Below are 19,808 nucleotides of genomic sequence, written 5' to 3'. Positions count from 1 at the left end.
GGCCGAGGGTCGGGCACGACTTTTTTCGAGGTAGTGCGCCCAGATGACTATTAACTTCACAAAGTATGTTCTTAAGTTTGTCTGGTAATGATTTCTTGGTAAACATGGTAAGTTGTTTAATAGGGGGATCTTGTAATTACATCATTGTGAAATCGCTTACCCCAAATTCGATCATCATTATTTAGGGGGAATGCTGGGAATGAGTCGAAGGTTTAGGCGAGTCATCTCTGTGTTGTTGGCAGTTTTGTTGATTCCAGCAGGTTGGTTGACACCTATAGCGGCCGAAATTTCAGAATCATCCGACAATTATGTCGTTTATCATGAGACGTTTGAAGAAGGGAATAGTGTTGCTCGTCAGTCTGGCGGAGCATCGCTCGAATACGTTACGGATAAAGTATTTGATGGAAATGAAGATGGTGCGGCACTGTATGTAAATAACCGTACAAATAACCATGATGGACCAGACTTTTTCTTTGAAGACTTAGGTTTGGTGGATGGACGGACGTATACCGTGACCATAGCCGTTTATGTGGATTCGGATGTTACTATTCCTGAGGGTGCTCTACTCGCTATTCAACCTGTTGGCAACGACAACTATGGATGGGTTACTGGTGCCGAGATTACAGCCGGTAAAGCAATGACGTTAACCGGTCAATTTACGGCGGATTTGTCGATGTATGACCGTCTGCGAGTGCAATCGGATGAAGCCGGGAAAACAGTTCCATTCTACATTGGAGATATTCTGATCACTGGTGAACCAGAACCGATTGATGAGGAACCGGTTGAAGAGCAGATTATCTACCATGAGACATTTAAAGATGACGCAGGAAAAGTTAAACCAGCGGGAGATGTCACATTAGAGGTCGTTTCGGATCTATATTTTGATGGCAATGAAGACGGAAAAGCGTTAAAAGTGGATGGAAGAACGCAGAACTGGCATGGAGTCGATATTGCGTTCAGTGATGTCGGCATGGCAGACGGAGCGACCTATACGATCAGGGTGATTGGCTATATTGCTGAAGATGTCGAAGTTCCGGCAGGCGCTAAGGCTACGCTTCAGAATGTTCAAAGCTATCAAGGCCTTTATGTTGATGCAGACTTCGTTGCAGGGCAGCCATTTGTGCTGACAGGAAGATATACGGTTGATCAGAGCAGGGATTTTGCCGTACGGATTCAATCAAATGAAGCAGGGCAAACTGTTCCATTCTACATTGGGGATATTTTGATTACCGGCGAAGCTCCCGTTGATGAACCTAGTGACAGACCGCCTGCGATTCCGTTCATACCGATTGATTTTGAAGACAATACAACGCAAGGTTTTGAGGGACGTGCAGGCAGTGAATCCTTAACCGTCACTGATGAAACGAACCATACGGAAGGCGGCAAGTACGCTCTGAAGGTAGAGGGAAGATCGGATACTTGGCACGGCCCCTCGCTGCGCGTGGAGAAATATATTGATCTCGGTTATGAGTATAAAATATCCGTGTGGGTCAAGATGATTGAACCTTCAACTGCGGAACTTACATTATCGACGCAAGTTGGTTCCGACCAATATATCAACCTGGCCAAACAAATTGTGACCAGCGGCGAATGGGTGCAGTTAGAAGGGCGTTACCGTTACACGAATGCGGGCGGCGAATATATAACCATCTATATTGAGAGCAATAATGCAACAGCGTCCTTCTATATCGATGATGTTGAGTTTGTGCCCACGGGCGCTGGACCGGTGGATATCGAAAGAGATTTGGATCCGATCAAAGAGGTGTATAAAGACGATTTCCTCATCGGCAGTGCGATATCCGCTGAGGATCTGGATGGCGTGCGCTTCGAACTGCTGACTATGCATCATAACCTGGCTACAGCCGGCAATGCCATGAAACCGGACGCCTTGCAGCGGACGAAAGGACAGTTCACCTTCGATGAGGCCGATGAGATGGTGAATAAGGTGCTTGGTGCCGGCATGAAGATGCACGGACACGTGCTGGTATGGCATCAGCAGTCACCGGATTGGATGAACATTGCGGGTACTGATGAAGAAGGCAAACCGATTTACCTCAGCAGAGAAGAAGCGTTAGACAATCTGCGAACACATATCAGGAAGGTTGTGGAACATTTCGGAGACAGGGTCATCTCCTGGGATGTTGTTAACGAAGCGATGAGCGATAACCCGCCGAACCCGGAAGATTGGGAAGGGTCGCTCCGCAAATCGGCGTGGTATCATGCGATTGGCCCTGATTACATCGAGCAGGCCTTCTTAGCAGCAAGAGAAGTGATCGATGAGCATGGCTGGGATATCAAGCTGTATTACAACGATTATAACGATGATAACCAAAATAAGGCCGAAGCGATCTACCAGATGGTGAAGGAGATCAATGAGCGCTATGCCGCTGAGCATAACGGCAGACTCCTCATCGACGGCATCGGCATGCAAGGACACTACAATCTGAACACCAACCCGGCGAATGTTCGACGTTCCTTGGAGAAGTTTATCTCGCTGGGAGTAGAGGTAGGAATTACTGAACTGGATATCAAGGCGGGCGAAAATTATGAACTAACAGATAAGGAAGCGAAGCAGCAAGCTTATCTGTATGCCCAGCTGTTCCAGCTGTACAAAGAGTATGCAGAACACATCTCCCGTGTAACCTTCTGGGGACTGGATGACGGCACCAGTTGGCTGGCAGACCGTAATCCGCTGCTCTTCGATCGGAATTTGAAAGCTAAACCCGCTTATTATGCAGTCATCGATCCGGAGAAGTATATCGAAGAATACGATCCGGAAGAGATCGAAGCGCGGCAAGGCCAAGGGGTATACGGTACACCTGTGATCGACGGGGAGATCGATGCGGTCTGGAACAATGCACCGGACTTGCCTATTGATCGTTACCAAATGGCATGGCAAGGGGCGAATGGTACTGCCAAGGTGCTGTGGGATGAAGAGAATCTGTATGTTCTCGTTCGCGTCAATGATTCTGAACTGGATAAGAGCAACCCGAATGAATGGGAACAGGATTCGATCGAGGTATTCCTTGACCAATTGAATACGAAACAAACCTTCTATGTGGATGGCGTCGGTCAATACCGAATCAATTACGAGAATGAAACTTCCTTCAACCCGGCAGGCATCGATGAAGGTTTCGAGTCCGCAGTGAAGGTGACAGGCTCCAGTTATACCGTAGAAGTGAAGATTCCTTTGACGGAGATCAGACCGAAACATGGTACCAAGATTGGCTTCGACGTCCAGATCAATGATGCCCGAAGCGGTGCACGTCAAAGCGTCGCGACCTGGAACGACTTGTCCGGTCAGGGCTATCAAGATCCGTCTGTATTTGGCGTATTGACGCTGATCGATCCATCTGCAGCTGATGAAGACAGCCGCAGAGGCTCATCGCCGGTGATTCTGCCTCCAACAGGATCCGTAGAGGTGCGAAACGGCGTTACAGCGATCCGTCCTGCTGTGAGGACGATAGGCGGACATGCAACCGCGGAGATCACGAATCAACTGCTGCGGCAAGCACTCGGTCAAGCGGCAGAACAAGCGGACGGCTCCAAGCAGATCGTGGTCGATCTAGCGGAACAGGTGCGAAGCGGCGCCGTGGATGTGCAGCTGCCAGCAAGCAGCTTGCAAAGCGAGGAGAACTACACCTTGCTCGTGAAGCTGGGGACGGTATGGGTGGAGATTCCGAGCCGTATGCTGGTGAACCACGAGAGCAGCCATGAGCAAGTGAAGATTCGTATCGCTCAAGATGCTAAAGAGCAATTAGCTGCTAATGTGCGCGATCAGATCGGCGATCGCCCTGTGATTAAGCTCGACCTCGTTGCTGGTGATGAGGTCATGCCTTGGAGCAGCGCTGATGCTCCTGTGATCGTGACGATTCCATATACACCATCATGGGTAGAGAGTCTTTATCCCGACCACATCGTCGTATGGCATATCGATGATGCGGGTAAGATCACGGCGATTCCGAACAGCCGCTACGATGCGGAAGAGGGTGTCGTGCGCCTCGCTGCCAAACATTTCAGCACCTTCGCGGTCACTTATGTATATCATGACTTCACGGATACGCATGATGTGCCGTGGGCGAGGGATGCGATCGAAGCGATGGCTGCACGGGATATCATCCGCGGGATCGGCGGCAAGCTCTATGCTCCGTATGACAACATCACGCGAGCGGACTTCGTCGCTCTGCTGGTCAGGGCGTTGGAGCTGCAAGCGCCGGATGAGCATGTGACGATGTTCCGAGATGTGCCGGCATCGGCTTACTATTATGATGAGCTGCGCACAGCCAAGCAGCTCGGCATCGCCGCAGGCACCGGTGACGGTGCTTTCCAACCGGCCGCACCGATCACTCGTCAAGATATGATGGTGCTGACGGTTCGTGCGCTTGAAGCGGCGGGCAGATCCCTGCCGTCAGGCAGCCCGCTCACCGCATATGCCGACGCAGATCTTGTGGCGGACTACGCTAAGGACAGCGTTACCGCGCTGGCAGCGTCCGGCATAATCGCCGGCAAGAGCGGGAACAGAATCGCACCGCAAGACCATCTCACCCGCGCAGAGGCAGCGGTAATTCTGTATCGGATCTGGAAGGAATGAGCTTATAACCCATACAGCCTCCCCTTTGGGTTATCCTATCGTGCCCGATCCTCTCCTGAGGATCGGGCATCAATCTCTCTCGGAGATTGTCTGCTCATGAAGCTGAGTGATCCCCAGAAACGGCTCCTCTACCGTGGACGTTCGGCCAGGAAAGATTTATAATAAATGAACAGCCTGTGAACAAAAGCGTACTATATCCAGACAAGAAATCGAGCGCAGTTGAGAACGGTTACATGAATCCCCTCCAGCATGAACGCGGCGTGATGCTTATCGCAGCTGCAACTCGTGCTTTAGAAGTTGGATACGAAGGGATATGACTATCCTTCAACTCAGTGTTGAATAAGCAGGTTAGGGCATAGACATAGCCCCGAGGAAAATTCTACTTATAGGGTGCGAAAGATCGTGGCAGAATTACATGAATTACAGATCGATGGGAAGGTATGGCAGAGGAAAATCTTAAACGTCTATTGGATCGTAGTAGGCATCGCTTTGCTGGCGGAGATCATCGCTTTGATCATCAAGATCTGGCTGCAGCCGGAGGATGTGCCGCGCTATCTCGTTCATACGCTGGTGATTCCTTCGGGTGTGCAGATCTTGATCGTGCTGGTGAACGAGCTGTTGGAAAGATACGGTACGAGACCGCATCCTTATATCATCATCCTGACGGGTACGCTGCTTGGAGCAGCCCTGATCTACGGCAATCAGACGCTGATCGGGATACAGTACACGATGATGATTCCGATGCTGGTCGCTGCTTTTCACTTTTCTAAGAAGTATCTTACCTTTTCATACCTGACCTCTATAGCAGTGCTCGTATTGATGTATCTATTGTTTCCCGTTACATGGAATCATATGACGATCTATGAGCGCTTCGCTTTGCTCTATATATTGACAGGCCAGTATCTGATCCTCATGCAGCTCATTCACAGGGGCAGGGATATGATGGAGAAGCTGATTCGTTCCGCCCATTCCCAGCGGGATCTGATGGTGAAGAACATCATCATGGAGCGGTTAAGCAAGACGGATGCGCTCACCGATCTGTACAATCACAGGACGTTCCAAGAATATCTGGAACACATGATCGAGCATTGCGAGAGGAATCAGATGCCGCTTCAGCTCGCGGTCATCGATATCGATGATTTCAAATCAATCAATGATACGTTCGGTCATGCGACGGGGGATCTCATCTTAAAACGGGTCGCTCAAACCTTGCAGCAGTCGCTTACAGCGGAGGAGATCATCGCCAGATACGGCGGCGAAGAGTTTGCGATCATCTTCCCAGAGCGGACCTTGGAAGAGGCTTTGGAACTGTGCGAACGAGTTCGCGAAGCCATCCATGGGCTTCATCATCCGGAACTTGACGGCCGCAGAGTGACGGTCAGCATCGGCCTTTCTTCCTATATCCATGGATCAGGCAAATCACGTTTCTTCGCCGAGACCGATGCCTTGCTTTATCAAGCGAAACACACGGGCAAGAACAGAATTGCATACGCAAGCCATTCGGCATAGGAGCCTCCGAGTCCGGGGGCTTCTGTACGTGAAACGCAAGGAATTCGCCGGGTGACATGAACTGCGCATTGACTTCAGTAAAGGCGATATGTCATGATGGGAATCGAGATAAACCAATCCATATTAAGCCAACCGATAAGGGGATTGTAGGATGAAACGAATCTATACGGGCAAGACCAAAGATGTATACGAACTGGAAGATGGAAACTATCTGCTCAAATTCAAAGATGACATGACGGGCGAGAACGGCGTGTTTGACCCAGGTGCGAACACCGTAGGTTTGGTCATGGAGGGCGCCGGCCGCGCTGGGCTTCGCCTGACGAAGTATTTTTTTGAGCGGCTGCATGAACGGAACATCCCAACCCACTATATCGATGCGGATATTGAGCAAGCGACGATGACCGTCGCTCCGGCGGACGTCTTCGGACATGGTCTGGAAGTGATCTGCCGTTATCGGGCAGCCGGCAGCTTCCTGCGCCGTTATGGGCTCTACGCGAAGGAAGGGCAACCGCTGGATGCTTTCGTTGAGGTGACGATCAAGGATGATGAGCGGCAGGATCCGCCGATCAGCAAGGCAGCGCTGGAGATGCTCGGGATCTTGACGGCCGAAGAATACGACACCCTGGAACGCTTGACGAAGGAGATCAGCCAAGTGGTAAAGGATGAGCTTGCGAAGAAGGGGATTGAACTATATGACATCAAGCTGGAGTTCGGTCGTCTGAAGTCGAATGGAGAGGTTGTGCTGATCGATGAGATCTCCGGCGGGAATATGCGCGCGTATAAGGACGGGGTCTATGTCGAGCCGCTGGAGTTGGAACGGTTAATCCTTGGAGATTAAGAAGGTGTCATGAAGATCGGAGAAGACAACGTGGAACAGCAAAGGGGCTGTCCAGTCATCGTTGACTGACTGGACAGCCCCTTTCTTCATGGGGATTAAGTTGTGAAGTTATCGAAATAACCTTGGATGAACACGATCGGTGTTCCTTTGTCGCCGCTGCCGGAAGTCAGATCGGACAACGAGCCGATCAGATCCGTTAGTCTGCGGGGAGTTGTACCTTGGGACTCCATCGCCCCTACCAGGTTATCGTCCTTATGGCTGATGAACTCGGTGATTGCTTGCTCCAGCTCTTGGCCCTTCAAGTTGGCGAAGTTGTTATCCGCGAGATATTTCAGCTTCACCTCATTCGGCGTACCTTCGAGACCAGATGTGTACGCCGGCGATACGCATGGGTCGGCCAGCTCCCAGATATTCCCTACGGGATCTTTGAATGCGCCGTCCCCATAGATCATCACTTCGATCTTCTTCCCTGTCTTCTCGAGCAGCATCTGTTGGATGCGTTCTACAACCGGCTGGCAGTTGCGAGGAAACAGTTTCACGCTGTCTTCCGTCGATTTGTTCGATCCCAGCAGTCCGTAGATTTCGTTATACCCGCTTCCGTCCACCGGTTCCCGCAAGATGTCCTCGAGATTGAAGATCCTCTCGCCGCCGTTTTCTACTAGGATACGTTTCGTGCGCTTGCGGCTGTGGATGTCACAGGTCAACACCTGCTTCGTATAGTTCAGAATCGTCTTAGGTTGATTAGAGAAGATCACCTCACAAGGGATGCCTTCACCTTCGACGATGGATTTGTAGTATTCAATATAATCAATTCCGGTGAAGGTATGTTTCCGATAGCCGAACAGCTTCCGGTATTCCTCTTCGGTCAGCACATCCGTCCAGGGATTGACTCCTTTGTCATCGAGGGTATCCAGATCGATCAAGTGATTCCCCACTTCGTCGGACGGGTAACTGAGCTGCAGGATGATCTTGCTTGCTCCTCTGGCGATGCCGCGCAAGTTAACGCCGAACCGGTTGCGGCTTAAGATCGGGAACAACACGCCCAGCGGTTCATCGTTGAATTTCCTGCGCACATCTTGAGCGATCTGGTCCACAGTAGCATAATTCCCCTGTGCTCTGGCCACGACGGATTCGGTGATGGATACGATGTCGCGATCACGGAACTCAAACCCCGCTTCTGCAGATGCTTGCAGGAGGCTGTTTACCACGATCTCTTCGATCACATCCCCTTGTTGGATGATGGGACAACGAATCCCTCGCACAACTGTACCAACCATTCTATCCATCCTATACGCTCCTCATTCGAAAAGTTATCCTACTATATAAACTATACAAGAGATGCCCGATATAAGTAAAATAGATATATCATATACTTGATATAAGGAGTACTTATCATGACGACGAAACTTGACCTATATAGAGTATTCTGCATCACGGCCAGAAATGGCAGCATCTCCCGCGCCGCCCAAGAGCTTTATATGTCTCAATCCGCCGTCAGCCAAGCGATTATGCAGCTGGAGAATGAACTGGATACGCGTCTTTTTAACCGTACGACCAGAGGTGTCACGCTGACGACGGAAGGCAGCTTACTCTTTGAGTATGCCCACTCCGCGCTGAGTTTAATTGAAGCAGGCGAGCAGAAATTAACCGAATTCAAAGATATGACGATCGGTGAGCTGAAGATCGGAGTCGGCGATACGATCTCGAAACATTTCCTTCTGCCCTATCTGGAGGAATTCCACATTCGCTATCCGAATATCCGGTTCAAGATTGTGAACGGTACGACACTGGAAATCTGTGCCCTGCTCAAGTCGGGGGCTGTCGATCTCGGCGTATGCAATTTTCCGCTGAACGATCCCTCCTTGGAACAGATCCCCTGTCTAGAAGTGCAAGATATCTTCGTCTGCGGAGACAAATATCGAGCGCAGTGCCGGGAACCGATGCATCTTCGGGACATTGCTTCTCTGCCCCTGATCTTGTTGGAGCCAAGCTCCAACTCGCGGAAGTATGTAGAGGATGTGCTGTCTGCGGCGGGGGTGAAGGTGTCTCCGGAATTTGAACTGGGATCCCATGACCTGTTGTTGGAGTTTGCCAAGATCAATCTGGGGATCGCCTGTGTGATCAAACAGTTTGCCCGCGATTATCTGGAACAGCAGCTCGTATACGAGATCCCCTTACAGCAGGAGATTCCGAAGCGGCACATCGGCATCTGTTATCTCCAAAGCGTCTCCCTGTCCCCGGCTTCGAAGAAGTTTGTCGAGCAATTGAGTCAAGAGCGGATATCACCATAAAATGATATTTTCATATATTCACAATAATGATACACTATGGATAGTAAAATAACGCAGAATTCGGACGAGAAGGTTGGTTGTATAACAGACTGGGTGAGCGCTTACATGGGGGCAACAGCCTCTTGTCTGCGACAAATACTCATGTGAGGACGGTATCTATGAGCAATCAACATTCTAGAACTGACGTCATCTTGATCGGCGCGGGGATCATGAGTGCGACACTGGGTACGCTGCTTAAGGAGTTAGCACCTGACTGGGAGATCACCGTATTCGAACGATTGTCCCGGCCGGGCGAAGAAAGTTCGAATGAATGGAACAACGCCGGCACCGGGCATGCATCCTTATGCGAGCTGAACTATACCGTCGAACAGCCGGACGGCTCCATCGACATCAGCAAAGCGGTGAAAGTGAACGAGGAATTCCAAGTATCCAAGCAGTTCTGGTCTTATCTTGTGCAGAGCAAGATCATTGAGAATCCGCGGGATTTTATCGCTCCTGTACCGCATATGAGTTTCGTCCAAGGAGAGCAAGATTCGGCTTTCCTTAAGAAACGCTACGAGACGATGTCACGCCATCCGCTGTTTCAAGGCATGGAGTATTCGGAGGATCCGGATCAGCTTCGGGAGTGGATCCCGCTGATGATGCAGGATCGGATCATAAAGGGCCCGATCGCGGCGACGCGAATGGAATCGGGCACGGATGTGAACTTTGGGGCATTAACGCGTCTGCTCTTTGGTCATCTGCAGCGGAAGCAGGTGAATGTCCAATACCATCGCCACGTGGATGATCTCAAGCGCGCCGGCGACGGATCTTGGGAACTTAAGGTTAGGAATCTTCAGACCGGTGAGACAGAATACCACCGTGCCAAGTTCGTCTTCATCGGCGGCGGAGGCGGCAGTCTGCATCTGCTGCAGAAGTCCGGCATTCCCGAGGGCAAGGGGATCGGCGGTTTCCCGGTCAGCGGCTTGTTCATGGTCTGCAAGAATCCGGAGATCGTCACACAGCACCATGCGAAGGTGTACGGCAAGGCTCCGGTCGGCGCACCGCCGATGTCGGTGCCGCACTTGGATACGAGGATCATCGATCACGAAAGATCCCTGTTGTTCGGTCCCTTTGCGGGCTTCTCGCCCAAGTTCTTGAAAGCCGGGTCGATGCTTGATCTGTTCACATCCGTGAAGCTGCACAATTTGTTGACGATGCTGGCCGCCGGGGTGAAGAATTTCTCGCTGACGGCATACCTCATCCAGCAGGTCATGTTGACGAAGGAACAGCGCATGGAGGCCTTGCGAGAGTTCATCCCGAATGCGAGGAGCGAAGATTGGGAGCTGATCGTCGCTGGACAGCGGGTTCAGATCATCAAGGACACAGCAGTCGGCAGAGGAACGCTGCAATTCGGAACTGAGGTGATCAGCGCGGCGGACGGGTCGATTGCCGCTCTGTTAGGTGCTTCCCCAGGTGCTTCCACAGCCGTATCCGTGATGTTGGAAGTGATCCAGAGATGTTTTCCGCAATATCTCAAGGCTTGGGAAGAGAAGATTGTGGAGATGATTCCTTCCTATGGCCTCAAGTTAACGGAACATCCCGAGCTGATTCAGGAACTGCACGAATCAACGGCACGCATGCTGGGATTAGAAGCAGAAGCAGTGCCCGGCCAAACAGCAAGTGTACAGCAAGAAGCCTGAATGCCGAGTCGTTCAGGCTTCTCTTATGAGAGTGCAGCCGCCAGATGGGATAGAGTGAAGGATGCATGCAAGAGTAAACAAGCGAAATAAATTCTAAAGACCTAATACATGAGGTAAGAACCAGTTCCAACAGACTGTTATTCCTTGCTGATAGACGTGAAGAATGTCGAATTATGTTGAACGTGGGGGACAGCTGATTTATAATTACTCTAAGAATTCGATAAGGGCAAACTTGTCGAAAGACAAAGACGCAAAGCTGCGGGCCTAAGGACAGATTCTATGACTATGGCAGCCGGTCCGCCGAGGCAAATAGACACTTCGGCCACTTTCCTATAAAGTGGCTTTTGTTATGTGTATGTATCGATCGGAGGGGGGAGAGGCTGATGAAGTCATGGGACTTATATTCATTGAACGATCGCAACAAGTTTATGCTGTTCATATGCTGGACGATGGCGATCGTGGGAAGCATCTCGGCAGCGATTGCCGTCGAATTAAGATTTGCCGCAGCGATTCTGACCGCAGGCGTCCTGCTCTTCACGATCCCCACCATTCTGGTATGGAGACAGATCCTCGATCGATACATCATGTACTATATCGCTTTGATCTTCTCGATCCAGGGTTATCTCCTTCCGCCGGAATTCGTCGTCTACATCCTGACTTTCTTCTACAGCGCCCTGATCTCCTTGTATTTTGATTATCGTCCTGTACTCATCATCGGATTGGCTAACGTAGTCTATACTATCTATTTTGTAAGCCGGTATCATGAAACGGTATTCCTTGCTCCAGACCCCCTGCATCACATGGTTCCATTGGTATCGATACATATCTTGGTCACCAGTTTGCTTGCGGCAGAAGCGATCATCGGTGCACGCCTTCGTTCCAACAGCATGATGATGGAGAAACTGTCCAAGACCGATCCGCTGACCGGGTTGTATAATCACAAGATGTTCTATGAATACCTGGATTCCATGCTGGAAGAGCTGAAGGACCGGCAGATCGAATACTTGCAGGTGGCGGTGATGGATATCGATAATTTCAAACAGATCAATGATACATACGGCCATTCAACAGGGGATGTGATCATTACGAGGGTCGCGGAGACGATCAGCCGCGAGAAGGAGAGCGAGGACTTCGCAGCACGGTATGGCGGTGAGGAGTTTGCATTGATCTTCACCGATAAATCGCTTAAGGATTCCTTGTACATCTGCGAGCGCATCCGTACATCCTTGATGCGTTTCCGACATCCAGAGACAGGGCATGAACCGGTGACGGTCAGCATCGGTCTCAAGGCGGCGAAGCCCGGTATGAGCGGTTCAGAGCTGTTCGATCAAGCAGATGCGTTATTATATAAAGCGAAGCGGAGCGGCAAGAATCACACCGTCAGCGATGAATAAGGGCTGTCCAGCAAGCAGTGATGACTGACTGGCGGACAGCCCTATGCGTACTTATGCGTGATGAACTTCGCCTCGCGCACTGATTTTACTCCTCTGCATGCTCATCTGCACACTTAAACATCCAACCATACGGGTGCAAGTTTGGAAGATGGTGAATCGCCAAGATCAGGAGTATAGTTTGGCGATCTCTTGCCGCACCAGAGGCGCCACCTTAGTCCCGAGGAGTTCGATCGAGCGCAGCATGTCTTCATGCGGGATCGAGCCAAAATCGCTGTGCAGCATGAAGCGGGTGATGCCGAGATTCTTATGCAGCAAGATGATCTTCTCTGCAACATATTCCGGATCGCCGACATAGAGCGCACCGTCTAAGCTGCGAGCGGCTTCGAAGGAAGCGCGGCCGTATGGAGGCCATCCGCGTTCACGGCCCAGCTTGTTCATCTGAGCAACATGCGGCGGATAGAACAGCTCCTCTGCCCGCTCCTTCGTATCGGCGATGAACCCGTGGGAATGGGTAGCGACGGGCAGTTGATCCGGATCATGGCCGGCCTTTCTGGCTGCTTCCTTGTACAGCTCAACCAGCGGAGCGAAGCGCGCCGGCTGTCCGCCGATGATCGCCAGTGCCAAGGGCAGTCCCAGCATCCCCGCGCGGGCGACGGATTGGGGTGTGCCGCCGCTTGCGATCCAGACGGGAAGCGGATCCTGCACGGCTCTTGGATATACACCCAGATTGTCGATCGCGGGGCGGTGACCGCCGGGCCAAGTCACTTTCTCGGATTTGCAGATCTCCAGCAGGAGCTGTAATTTCTCTTCGAATAATTCTTCATAGTCATTGAGACTGTAACCGAACAGAGGGAAGGACTCGATGAAGGATCCTCTGCCGGCCATGATCTCAGCCCTCCCGCCCGAGATGGCATCGAGGGTCGAGAATGCCTGATACACGCGCACCGGATCATCCGATGACAGGACGGTTACCGCACTGGTCAGCCGGATGCGTTTGGTACGTGCTGCACCTGCTGCCAGGATGATCTCCGGCGCCGAACTGGCGTAGTCCTCACGGTGATGCTCGCCGATTCCGTATACATCCAGACCGACTTCATCAGCCGCGACGATCTCCTCTACAGCACGCTGGATCCGTTCGGCATGGGTGATTCTCTTGCCGGTGACCGGATCGGGATCCGCTTCCAGGAAGGTCGTGATGCCGATCTCGATCACGGGCGCCTTTTTATTAGTTGCTTGTTCCGCCATGGTTATCAATCGCCTCCTTATCACTTGCCAACATTGTACTGTATTTTCGTAAGTATATCAATACAAGTAAGTGAACATTTTGTGTTGCATGAGCTTCGCTGCTGTTAGTGTTCCTTCTTCTTGAGGGTTCATCCAGGATGGATGGATAACAGCCGTTTCGGTTTACAGTTGAAAACGTGGTCGGTTACAATGGAGCTAAGAGATTGACGGGATATGATTAGGAGTGACCGGTATGCTGGCAAATTCCATCTTATATATGATCTTCGGCGCTTTGGTCTCCATGTTCACGATGGCAGGGGACTTGTCCGCCCCGATCTGGCAGGTCGAGCGTGACTATGCTATAGAAACCTCGATTCATCATGCAGAAGGATTGGCCGAGCTGATCGATCCGATCCTGCAGGACCGCCGATTGCAAGGGGCGCTCGCCGGGGTCAGCGTTCGCCATGCGGAGACCGGTGAATTGCTGTATTCCCATCTTGGGGATCTCCGTCTGCACCCTGCATCCAGCATGAAGATCTTAACGGCTGTGAGTGCATTGGAGAAGTTAGGTGCGGATTATCGCTTCAGCACGGAGCTGTGGACGGACGGTGAAGCGGAAGGCCGCGTGCTCACAGGAAACCTATATTTGGTAGGGAAGGGCGACCCCACTTTGATGAAGGAAGATTTGGATCAATTTGCGAAGCAGCTGCTGGAACTGGGCATCGAGCGGATTGACGGGCATCTGATCGGCGACGACAGCTGGTATGATGATGTGCGGCTGTCACGGGATCTCAATTGGAATGATGAACCTTACTATACGGGAACGCAGATTTCCGCATTAACTCTGTCGCCCAACGACGATTATGACGCAGGAACGGTGATCGTTGAGGTAAGCCCCGGCTCTGCTGCGGGCGAACCTGCTCAGGTTGCTTTGAAACCGGTTAATGAATATGTGACTGTCGTGAATCATGCGGTGACCGTGGATCGTAAAGGCAAGCGGAAACTGACCGTCGAACGCGAACATGGGACGAATCGGATCATCGTCGAAGGAACGATCCCGCTCGGGTCTTCGCCTGTGAGAAGCTTGGCTTCGGTATGGGAACCGACGGGATATGCCATCGATGTTTTCTACCAGTCGCTTCGCGAGCACGGCATCGAGTTCGCGCCATGGTCGGAACGGCTCACCGGCACGAAGCCGGAAGAGAGTACGCTGCTGATGTCGAAGCAATCGATTCCGCTGTCGGAACTTATCATCCCCTTCATGAAGCTGAGCAATAACGGTCACGGCGAGATCCTGACCAAAGAGCTGGGCAGGGTGATCTATGGGGAAGGCAGCTGGGACAAAGGATTGCAGGTGATCCAGGAGACGCTCGGCGAATTCGGTGTGGATACTTCGACGATCATGCTGCGCGACGGCTCGGGGATGAGCCATAAGACGATGATCCCGGCTGATCAATTATCTTGGCTGTTGTATGCCGTTCAGAGCAGGGACTGGTACCCGATCTTTGAACGTTCCCTGCCCGTGGCGGGTTCACCAGATCGGATGGAAGGCGGCACGCTGCGCTACCGCATGAACGGAACAGCCGCGCAGGGGAACGTGCTGGCCAAGACGGGCTCCCTAACCAGCGTTTCTTCTCTCTCTGGTTATGTGACGACACCGTCCGGTGATCGCCTGGTTTTCTCCATCATGATCAACAACTATCTCGCTTCTACGGTGAAGCCGATTGAAGACGCGATAGCCATTGCCTTGACGAAGGTAACGTTGGATTAATGAATGACATAATGATTGCTTAAGAGACCGGATCCTTGCCCGGATGAATTGGGTAAGGATCGGTTTTTTGTTCTTATTGGCCAGTTCGAACAGCGGGAAAGAAACCGTTGATGACGGATCAGATTTATAGTATTGTTAATATATCATCGAACATATTAATAATATAACATCTTGTAAGCGCTGTAATCGGGGTGATTTCCGGGATATGCACTGCTTGGATGGTCATGGTATGGGCAGTCTATGTGTAACATAGTGCAGCATTGGAAGCGGGGCTCGATTACGGTGCGCAACATGGGCACTGGAGTGAGGAAAGAGGGGAGGGGAGCTGCCATTGGGCAACGGAAGGATGACGCTGTATATCACGATCCTGTTCGCCGTGACAGCCATAACTTTCGGAGCGGGGGTGATCTATCTGAACCAAGGCCAAGGAGGGAACATCCAATCCCAAGATCCGGAAAGTCATGAAGACAAGAATGGCAGCGGAGAGCCGGCGTCTGCGACGGTGCAGTATGAAGCGGATCCGCCGGTGTTCACCAATGTATCCGTCCATGACCCGTCGATCATCAAGGCGGATGGGGTCTATTATATCTTCGGCACGCATATCGAAGCGGCCCGCTCTGAGGACCTGATGTCGTGGATGAGATTTACGAACGGCTACCGGACGCCGGGCAACGCCCTGTATGGGGATCTCTCCGCCAATCTGGCCGAATCCTTCGCATGGGCTGGAGAGGATGATGCGGACAGCAAAGGAGGATACGCAGTATGGGCGCCGGAGATCTTCTGGAATGAACACTATGTCCACGAGGATGGCACGAAAGGGGCCTATATGCTCTATTACAGTGTGTCTTCTACCTATATTCGGTCTGCCATCGGCTTTGCCGTATCGCGGGAGATCGAGGGGCCTTATGAATACGTAGATACCATCGTGTATTCCGGATTCACTGAACATGAAGCTTATGATGCGAACAGCGATGTGAACAAGGTCTGGACGAATACGAATATTCCGAAACTGATCGAAAGCGGGCAACTGAGCGGTGTGAACGAAGCCTGGTTCACTTCGAACGGGGCTTACAATAACCGCTTGTATCCGAATGCCATCGATGCGAATCTGTTCTATGACACTGACGGCAGGTTGTGGATGTCCTACGGCTCTTGGTCCGGCGGCATCTTCTTGCTCGAGATCGATCCGGTTACAGGACGCGCGATCTATCCTGGAGAGGACGGGGAGACAGAGGACGGCCGGATGATCGACCGCTACTTCGGGACGAAGATCGCCGGCGGGTATACCAAGTCCGGAGAAGGACCTTATATTGTCTATGACGATGAGACGGGTTATTACTATCTCTACATGACTTATGGCTGGCTGGGAGCCGACGGCGGATATAATATGCGTCTTTTTCGCTCGGAGAGGCCCGACGGACCGTATCTGGATATTCAGGGACAGCATGCGGTGCTGCCAGGAAGTGTGGACAATGCGCCCTATGGCAATAAGCTGATGGGTAATTTCATCTTCGAACGCCTGCCTGGGGATCCCGGGTCCGGCAGCGGGATCGGCTATGCATCCCCCGGCCATAATTCCGTGCTGATCGATCAAGAACTTGGCAAGCGATTCCTCGTGTTCCATACGAGGTTCCCAAACCGCGGCGAGATGCATGAGGTGCGGGTGCATCAACTGTTTATGAATAAGGATGGCTGGCCCGTAGCTGCCCCATATCGCTATGCCGGAGAAACGCTGGAGGAGATTGAGGAGGATTGGCTGGTCGGCAGTTACAAGATCATCAATCACGGAAAGGATAATCTGGCGGTACTCAAGAAACCGGAGCGCATCCGCTTCGAGGCCGACGGCACGATCACCGGGGCTGCCAGCGGCACTTGGCAGAAGACAGATCGCTGGTATGCAACGATCACCTTGAACGGCGTTACCTACGAAGGAGTCTATGTATGGCAATGGGATCCGGTGACCAGCAATTATGTATTGGCCTTCACCGCGGTGAGCGATGAAGGGATGACCTTATGGGGAAGCATGGTTCCCGAACGAAGCGACGAGGAAGTGGCGGCGGCCGTAGAACAGGAGTTGAAGCTGGAACAGACGGTGAACGTCGTGGCCGATCTTACGCTGCCAGAGGTCGGATCGGAAGGGGCGGTGATCAGCTGGACATCCTCGAATCCGGAGGCGGTAACGGATAAGGGGGTCGTGACTCGTCCGCCGGCGGGTTCGGAGGCGGCCAAAGCGACCTTGACTGCGACGATCCGGAAAGGGGATGCCGTGCGCACGAAGTCCTTCGAGATCACCGTATTGCCAGAGATCAAGGTGGGTTTGAAGGCGCATTATGCTTTCGAAGGGAATCTGGAGGACTCGACGGGGCAGCAAGCCGCAGGCAGACCGACGGGCGATCGCATCGACAACACCGGCGGTGAGATCACCTATGCTGAAGGGGTGATCGGCCAGGCGGCGGTTTTCGATGGTCAATCGGGGGTGCGGCTGCCGAACGGGCTCATCCTTGGGGATGAATACACCGTATCCCTGTGGATTCAGCCCAAGGACTTAACCTTGTTCACAACGACGTTCTTCGGAGCACGGGACAGCAATAACTGGGTCAGCATCGTGCCGATGGGACCGGCAGGCGACCAGACCATGGTGTGGTCAGGGAGCAGCCGGTGGTATGATGCGGCAACGGGTTTAACGGTGGACACCGATGAATGGACGCATCTGGCTTTTTCCGTGGAAGAAGGAACTGTTCGCGTCTATGTGGACGGGGAGGAGAAGTTCAGCGGCACGGACTTTCCGGATATCTTCACAACCTCAAGCGCAAGCTTCAGTTTGGGTGTGAATTGGTGGGATCCGCCTTATCAGGGGCTGATCGATGAATTGAGAATCTATGATGGAGTTCTCAGTGCAGAGGAGATTGCTGAGCTCTCCGCGATCCAGTAACTGAGACGATACTTCCTGTCGTCACAGCCATCGAAGCGCGCAGTTCTTATGTGAAGTCGATACATCTTGTCGTCTCAAGCATCGCATTGCACGTTTCCCACACCGAGACAACATTTCTTGTCGACTCAGGCGCAGCAACAGTGCATCAGATAGCTGAAGAGGCCGCAAGCGGCGGCCTCCTTCTTAATATTATTCTTCTAGATCTACGTTATGATAGATCTGCTGCACGTCCTCCAGATCATCCAGAGCGTCGATCAGCTTCTCGAACTGGGCTTGGGCGTCTTCCGGCAAGACGATCTCGTTCTTCGGCAGCATCGTCAGTTCTGCCACGGCGAACTCTGTGATGCCGGCATTCTTAAAGGCCAGCTGAACGTCGTGGAACTGATCCGGCTCCGCATAGACGATCACCGTGTCATCCTCTTCGATAATATCGCGCACATCGATGTCGGATTCCATCAGCAGTTCGAGCACTTCTTCCGCCGATTTGCCCTCGATTCCGAGCACAGCTGTGGCATCGAACATATAGGAGACGGAACCGCTCACGCCCATGTTGCCGCCGTTCTTGTTGAAGGCAGCGCGAACCTCGGCAGCGGTTCGGTTCACGTTATTCGTAAGTGTATCGACGATGATCATCGAACCATTCGGTCCGAAGCCTTCGTAACGCAATTCTTCGAAGGTTTCATCGGAGTTGCCCTTCGCCTTCTCGATCGCACGGTCGATGATGGCCTTCGGCACATTGTACGTCTTAGCACGCTCGATGACGAGCTTCAGCGCTTGATTCGTCTCTGGATCGGGGTCGCCGCGTCTGGCTGCCGCATAGAGCTCGCGGCCGAATTTGGCGTAGATGCGGCTTGTGTTGGCGTCTTTAGCGGCTTTTTTGTATTTGATATTGTTCCATTTGCGCCCCATAAGGTCATTCCAACTCGCTTTCGATCCTAGGATTTGTATGAATGCTACTGAAATATTTTATCATACCTCTATAGGCCGTTAAAGTGATCGATCTTAAGATCAGGGATGGAAGAAACCAACAATGAAGACACAAAATAAAGGCGCTATAGTAAAATGAAGAATAAAATTGGCACAAACCTCAGCGAATATCAAGGGAGTGGAGACGGCATGGATTGGATCTCGAGAATCGCCGAGGAGAAGATCCAAGAGGCGATCAACCAAGGGAAGCTGGATAACCTGCCGGGGATGGGCAAGCCGCTGCAATTAGAGGACGACTCGATGGTGCCGGAGGACCTTCGGGCGAGCTACCGATTGCTCAAAAACGCAGGCGTCTTGCCGGAGGAACTGCAGCTGCACAAGGAGATGGTCACGCTGCAAGACCTGATCAACAGCTGCCAGGATGAGCAGGAGAGGGTCAGGTTAGACCGGGAGCTTGCGGTGCTGCGGCTTCGTTACCAAGCTTTGATGGCGCAGAGAGGATGGGGGCACTCGGCTGTGTTCCAGGAATACGAAGAGAAGGTGCAGCGTAAGCTGACCCAGCGGGGGCGCGATTAAGTCCGCAGAGAAAGTACAGATTCACCAATTGCAGCTTCATCCATCGCATCCATATGTTGCGCATCCAAGATTC

General features: G+C 52.2%; 12 protein-coding genes and 1 riboswitch. Of the genes, 9 read left to right on the top strand and 3 right to left on the bottom strand.

The features are described 5' to 3' along the window. Positions 1-190: 190 nt before the first annotated feature. The 3 genes from PRECH8_RS02850 to PRECH8_RS02840 all read left to right on the top strand — a co-directional run bounded on the left by PRECH8_RS02850 (position 191) and on the right by PRECH8_RS02840 (position 6,938). Entirely contained in the window at positions 191-4,591 is a 4,401-nt protein-coding gene (locus PRECH8_RS02850; protein WP_308808421.1) for a glycoside hydrolase family 10 protein, read from the top strand. A 402-nt stretch (positions 4,592-4,993) separates the two neighbouring features. Continuing rightward, entirely contained in the window at positions 4,994-6,100 is a 1,107-nt protein-coding gene (locus PRECH8_RS02845) for a GGDEF domain-containing protein (protein WP_200965568.1), read from the top strand. Positions 6,101-6,251: 151 nt separating this feature from the next. Beyond that, positions 6,252-6,938: a phosphoribosylaminoimidazolesuccinocarboxamide synthase gene (locus PRECH8_RS02840; RefSeq protein ID WP_200965567.1), complete on the top strand. Its 687-nt coding sequence runs from the start codon at positions 6,252-6,254 to the stop codon at positions 6,936-6,938. A 95-nt stretch (positions 6,939-7,033) separates the two neighbouring features. On the opposite strand, the gene PRECH8_RS02835 is transcribed toward PRECH8_RS02840, so the two are convergent. Next, positions 7,034-8,224 carry a coenzyme F420-0:L-glutamate ligase gene (locus PRECH8_RS02835; RefSeq protein WP_200965566.1) on the bottom strand — a complete coding sequence of 397 codons (1,191 nt, stop codon included), beginning with the start codon at positions 8,222-8,224 and terminating at the stop codon, positions 7,034-7,036. A 108-nt stretch (positions 8,225-8,332) separates the two neighbouring features. Here PRECH8_RS02835 and PRECH8_RS02830 point away from each other — a divergent pair, with 108 nt between their 5' ends. From PRECH8_RS02830 to PRECH8_RS02820, 3 genes are all read left to right on the top strand, one after another. Further along, a complete protein-coding gene (locus tag PRECH8_RS02830; RefSeq protein ID WP_200965565.1) occupies positions 8,333-9,229 on the top strand; it encodes a LysR family transcriptional regulator in 897 nt (298 codons plus the stop codon). Positions 9,230-9,351: 122 nt separating this feature from the next. After that, positions 9,352-10,911 (top strand): malate:quinone oxidoreductase, encoded by a 1,560-nt coding sequence (locus PRECH8_RS02825; RefSeq protein ID WP_276569082.1) that lies wholly within the window; start codon positions 9,352-9,354, stop codon positions 10,909-10,911. 215 nt (positions 10,912-11,126) lie between these two features. Then, positions 11,127-11,216, top strand: a riboswitch (cyclic di-GMP riboswitch). Between the two features lie 78 nt (positions 11,217-11,294). Further along, positions 11,295-12,305, top strand: a complete 1,011-nt coding sequence (locus PRECH8_RS02820) for a GGDEF domain-containing protein (protein ID WP_200965563.1) — start codon at positions 11,295-11,297, stop codon at positions 12,303-12,305. A gap of 165 nt (positions 12,306-12,470) precedes the next feature. Here PRECH8_RS02820 and PRECH8_RS02815 read toward each other — a convergent pair whose 3' ends face one another. After that, the gene (locus PRECH8_RS02815; protein ID WP_200965562.1) at positions 12,471-13,550 is read right to left on the bottom strand and encodes an LLM class flavin-dependent oxidoreductase; all 1,080 of its coding nucleotides are present in this window, start codon (positions 13,548-13,550) and stop codon (positions 12,471-12,473) included. Positions 13,551-13,782: 232 nt separating this feature from the next. Between PRECH8_RS02815 and dacB the strand changes: the two genes are divergently transcribed. Together dacB and PRECH8_RS02805 are read left to right on the top strand one after the other, a co-directional pair. Then, positions 13,783-15,300: a D-alanyl-D-alanine carboxypeptidase/D-alanyl-D-alanine endopeptidase gene (gene dacB, locus PRECH8_RS02810; RefSeq protein WP_242457403.1), complete on the top strand. Its 1,518-nt coding sequence runs from the start codon at positions 13,783-13,785 to the stop codon at positions 15,298-15,300. A 346-nt stretch (positions 15,301-15,646) separates the two neighbouring features. After that, entirely contained in the window at positions 15,647-18,232 is a 2,586-nt protein-coding gene (locus PRECH8_RS02805; RefSeq protein ID WP_200965611.1) for a LamG-like jellyroll fold domain-containing protein, read from the top strand. 189 nt (positions 18,233-18,421) lie between these two features. Here the strand turns inward: PRECH8_RS02805 and PRECH8_RS02800 are convergent, their stop codons facing one another. Next, complete coding sequence (locus tag PRECH8_RS02800) at positions 18,422-19,141, bottom strand: YebC/PmpR family DNA-binding transcriptional regulator (protein WP_200965561.1); 720 nt, start codon at positions 19,139-19,141, stop codon at positions 18,422-18,424. A 207-nt stretch (positions 19,142-19,348) separates the two neighbouring features. On the opposite strand from PRECH8_RS02800, the gene PRECH8_RS02795 reads away from it, so the two are divergent. Next, positions 19,349-19,735, top strand: a complete 387-nt coding sequence (locus tag PRECH8_RS02795; protein WP_200965610.1) for a DnaJ family domain-containing protein — start codon at positions 19,349-19,351, stop codon at positions 19,733-19,735. Positions 19,736-19,808: the final 73 nt, after the last annotated feature.

The organism is Insulibacter thermoxylanivorax, assembly GCF_015472005.1.
In the GTDB taxonomy this organism is placed as follows: Bacteria; Bacillota; Bacilli; order Paenibacillales; family DA-C8; genus Insulibacter; species Insulibacter thermoxylanivorax.
This window is presented reverse-complemented; position numbering and strand designations above follow the sequence as displayed.

Coding starts and splice junctions, on each gene's coding strand:
- PRECH8_RS02850 (WP_308808421.1), top strand. CDS start 191: ATGCTGGGAATGAGTCGAAGGTTTAGGCGAGTCATCTCTGTGTTGTTG.
- PRECH8_RS02840 (WP_200965567.1), top strand. CDS start 6,252: ATGAAACGAATCTATACGGGCAAGACCAAAGATGTATACGAACTGGAA.
- PRECH8_RS02835 (WP_200965566.1), bottom strand. CDS start 8,224: ATGGATAGAATGGTTGGTACAGTTGTGCGAGGGATTCGTTGTCCCATC.
- PRECH8_RS02830 (WP_200965565.1), top strand. CDS start 8,333: ATGACGACGAAACTTGACCTATATAGAGTATTCTGCATCACGGCCAGA.
- PRECH8_RS02820 (WP_200965563.1), top strand. CDS start 11,295: ATGAAGTCATGGGACTTATATTCATTGAACGATCGCAACAAGTTTATG.
- PRECH8_RS02815 (WP_200965562.1), bottom strand. CDS start 13,550: ATGGCGGAACAAGCAACTAATAAAAAGGCGCCCGTGATCGAGATCGGC.
- dacB (WP_242457403.1), top strand. CDS start 13,783: ATGCTGGCAAATTCCATCTTATATATGATCTTCGGCGCTTTGGTCTCC.
- PRECH8_RS02805 (WP_200965611.1), top strand. CDS start 15,647: ATGACGCTGTATATCACGATCCTGTTCGCCGTGACAGCCATAACTTTC.
- PRECH8_RS02800 (WP_200965561.1), bottom strand. CDS start 19,141: ATGGGGCGCAAATGGAACAATATCAAATACAAAAAAGCCGCTAAAGAC.
- PRECH8_RS02795 (WP_200965610.1), top strand. CDS start 19,349: ATGGATTGGATCTCGAGAATCGCCGAGGAGAAGATCCAAGAGGCGATC.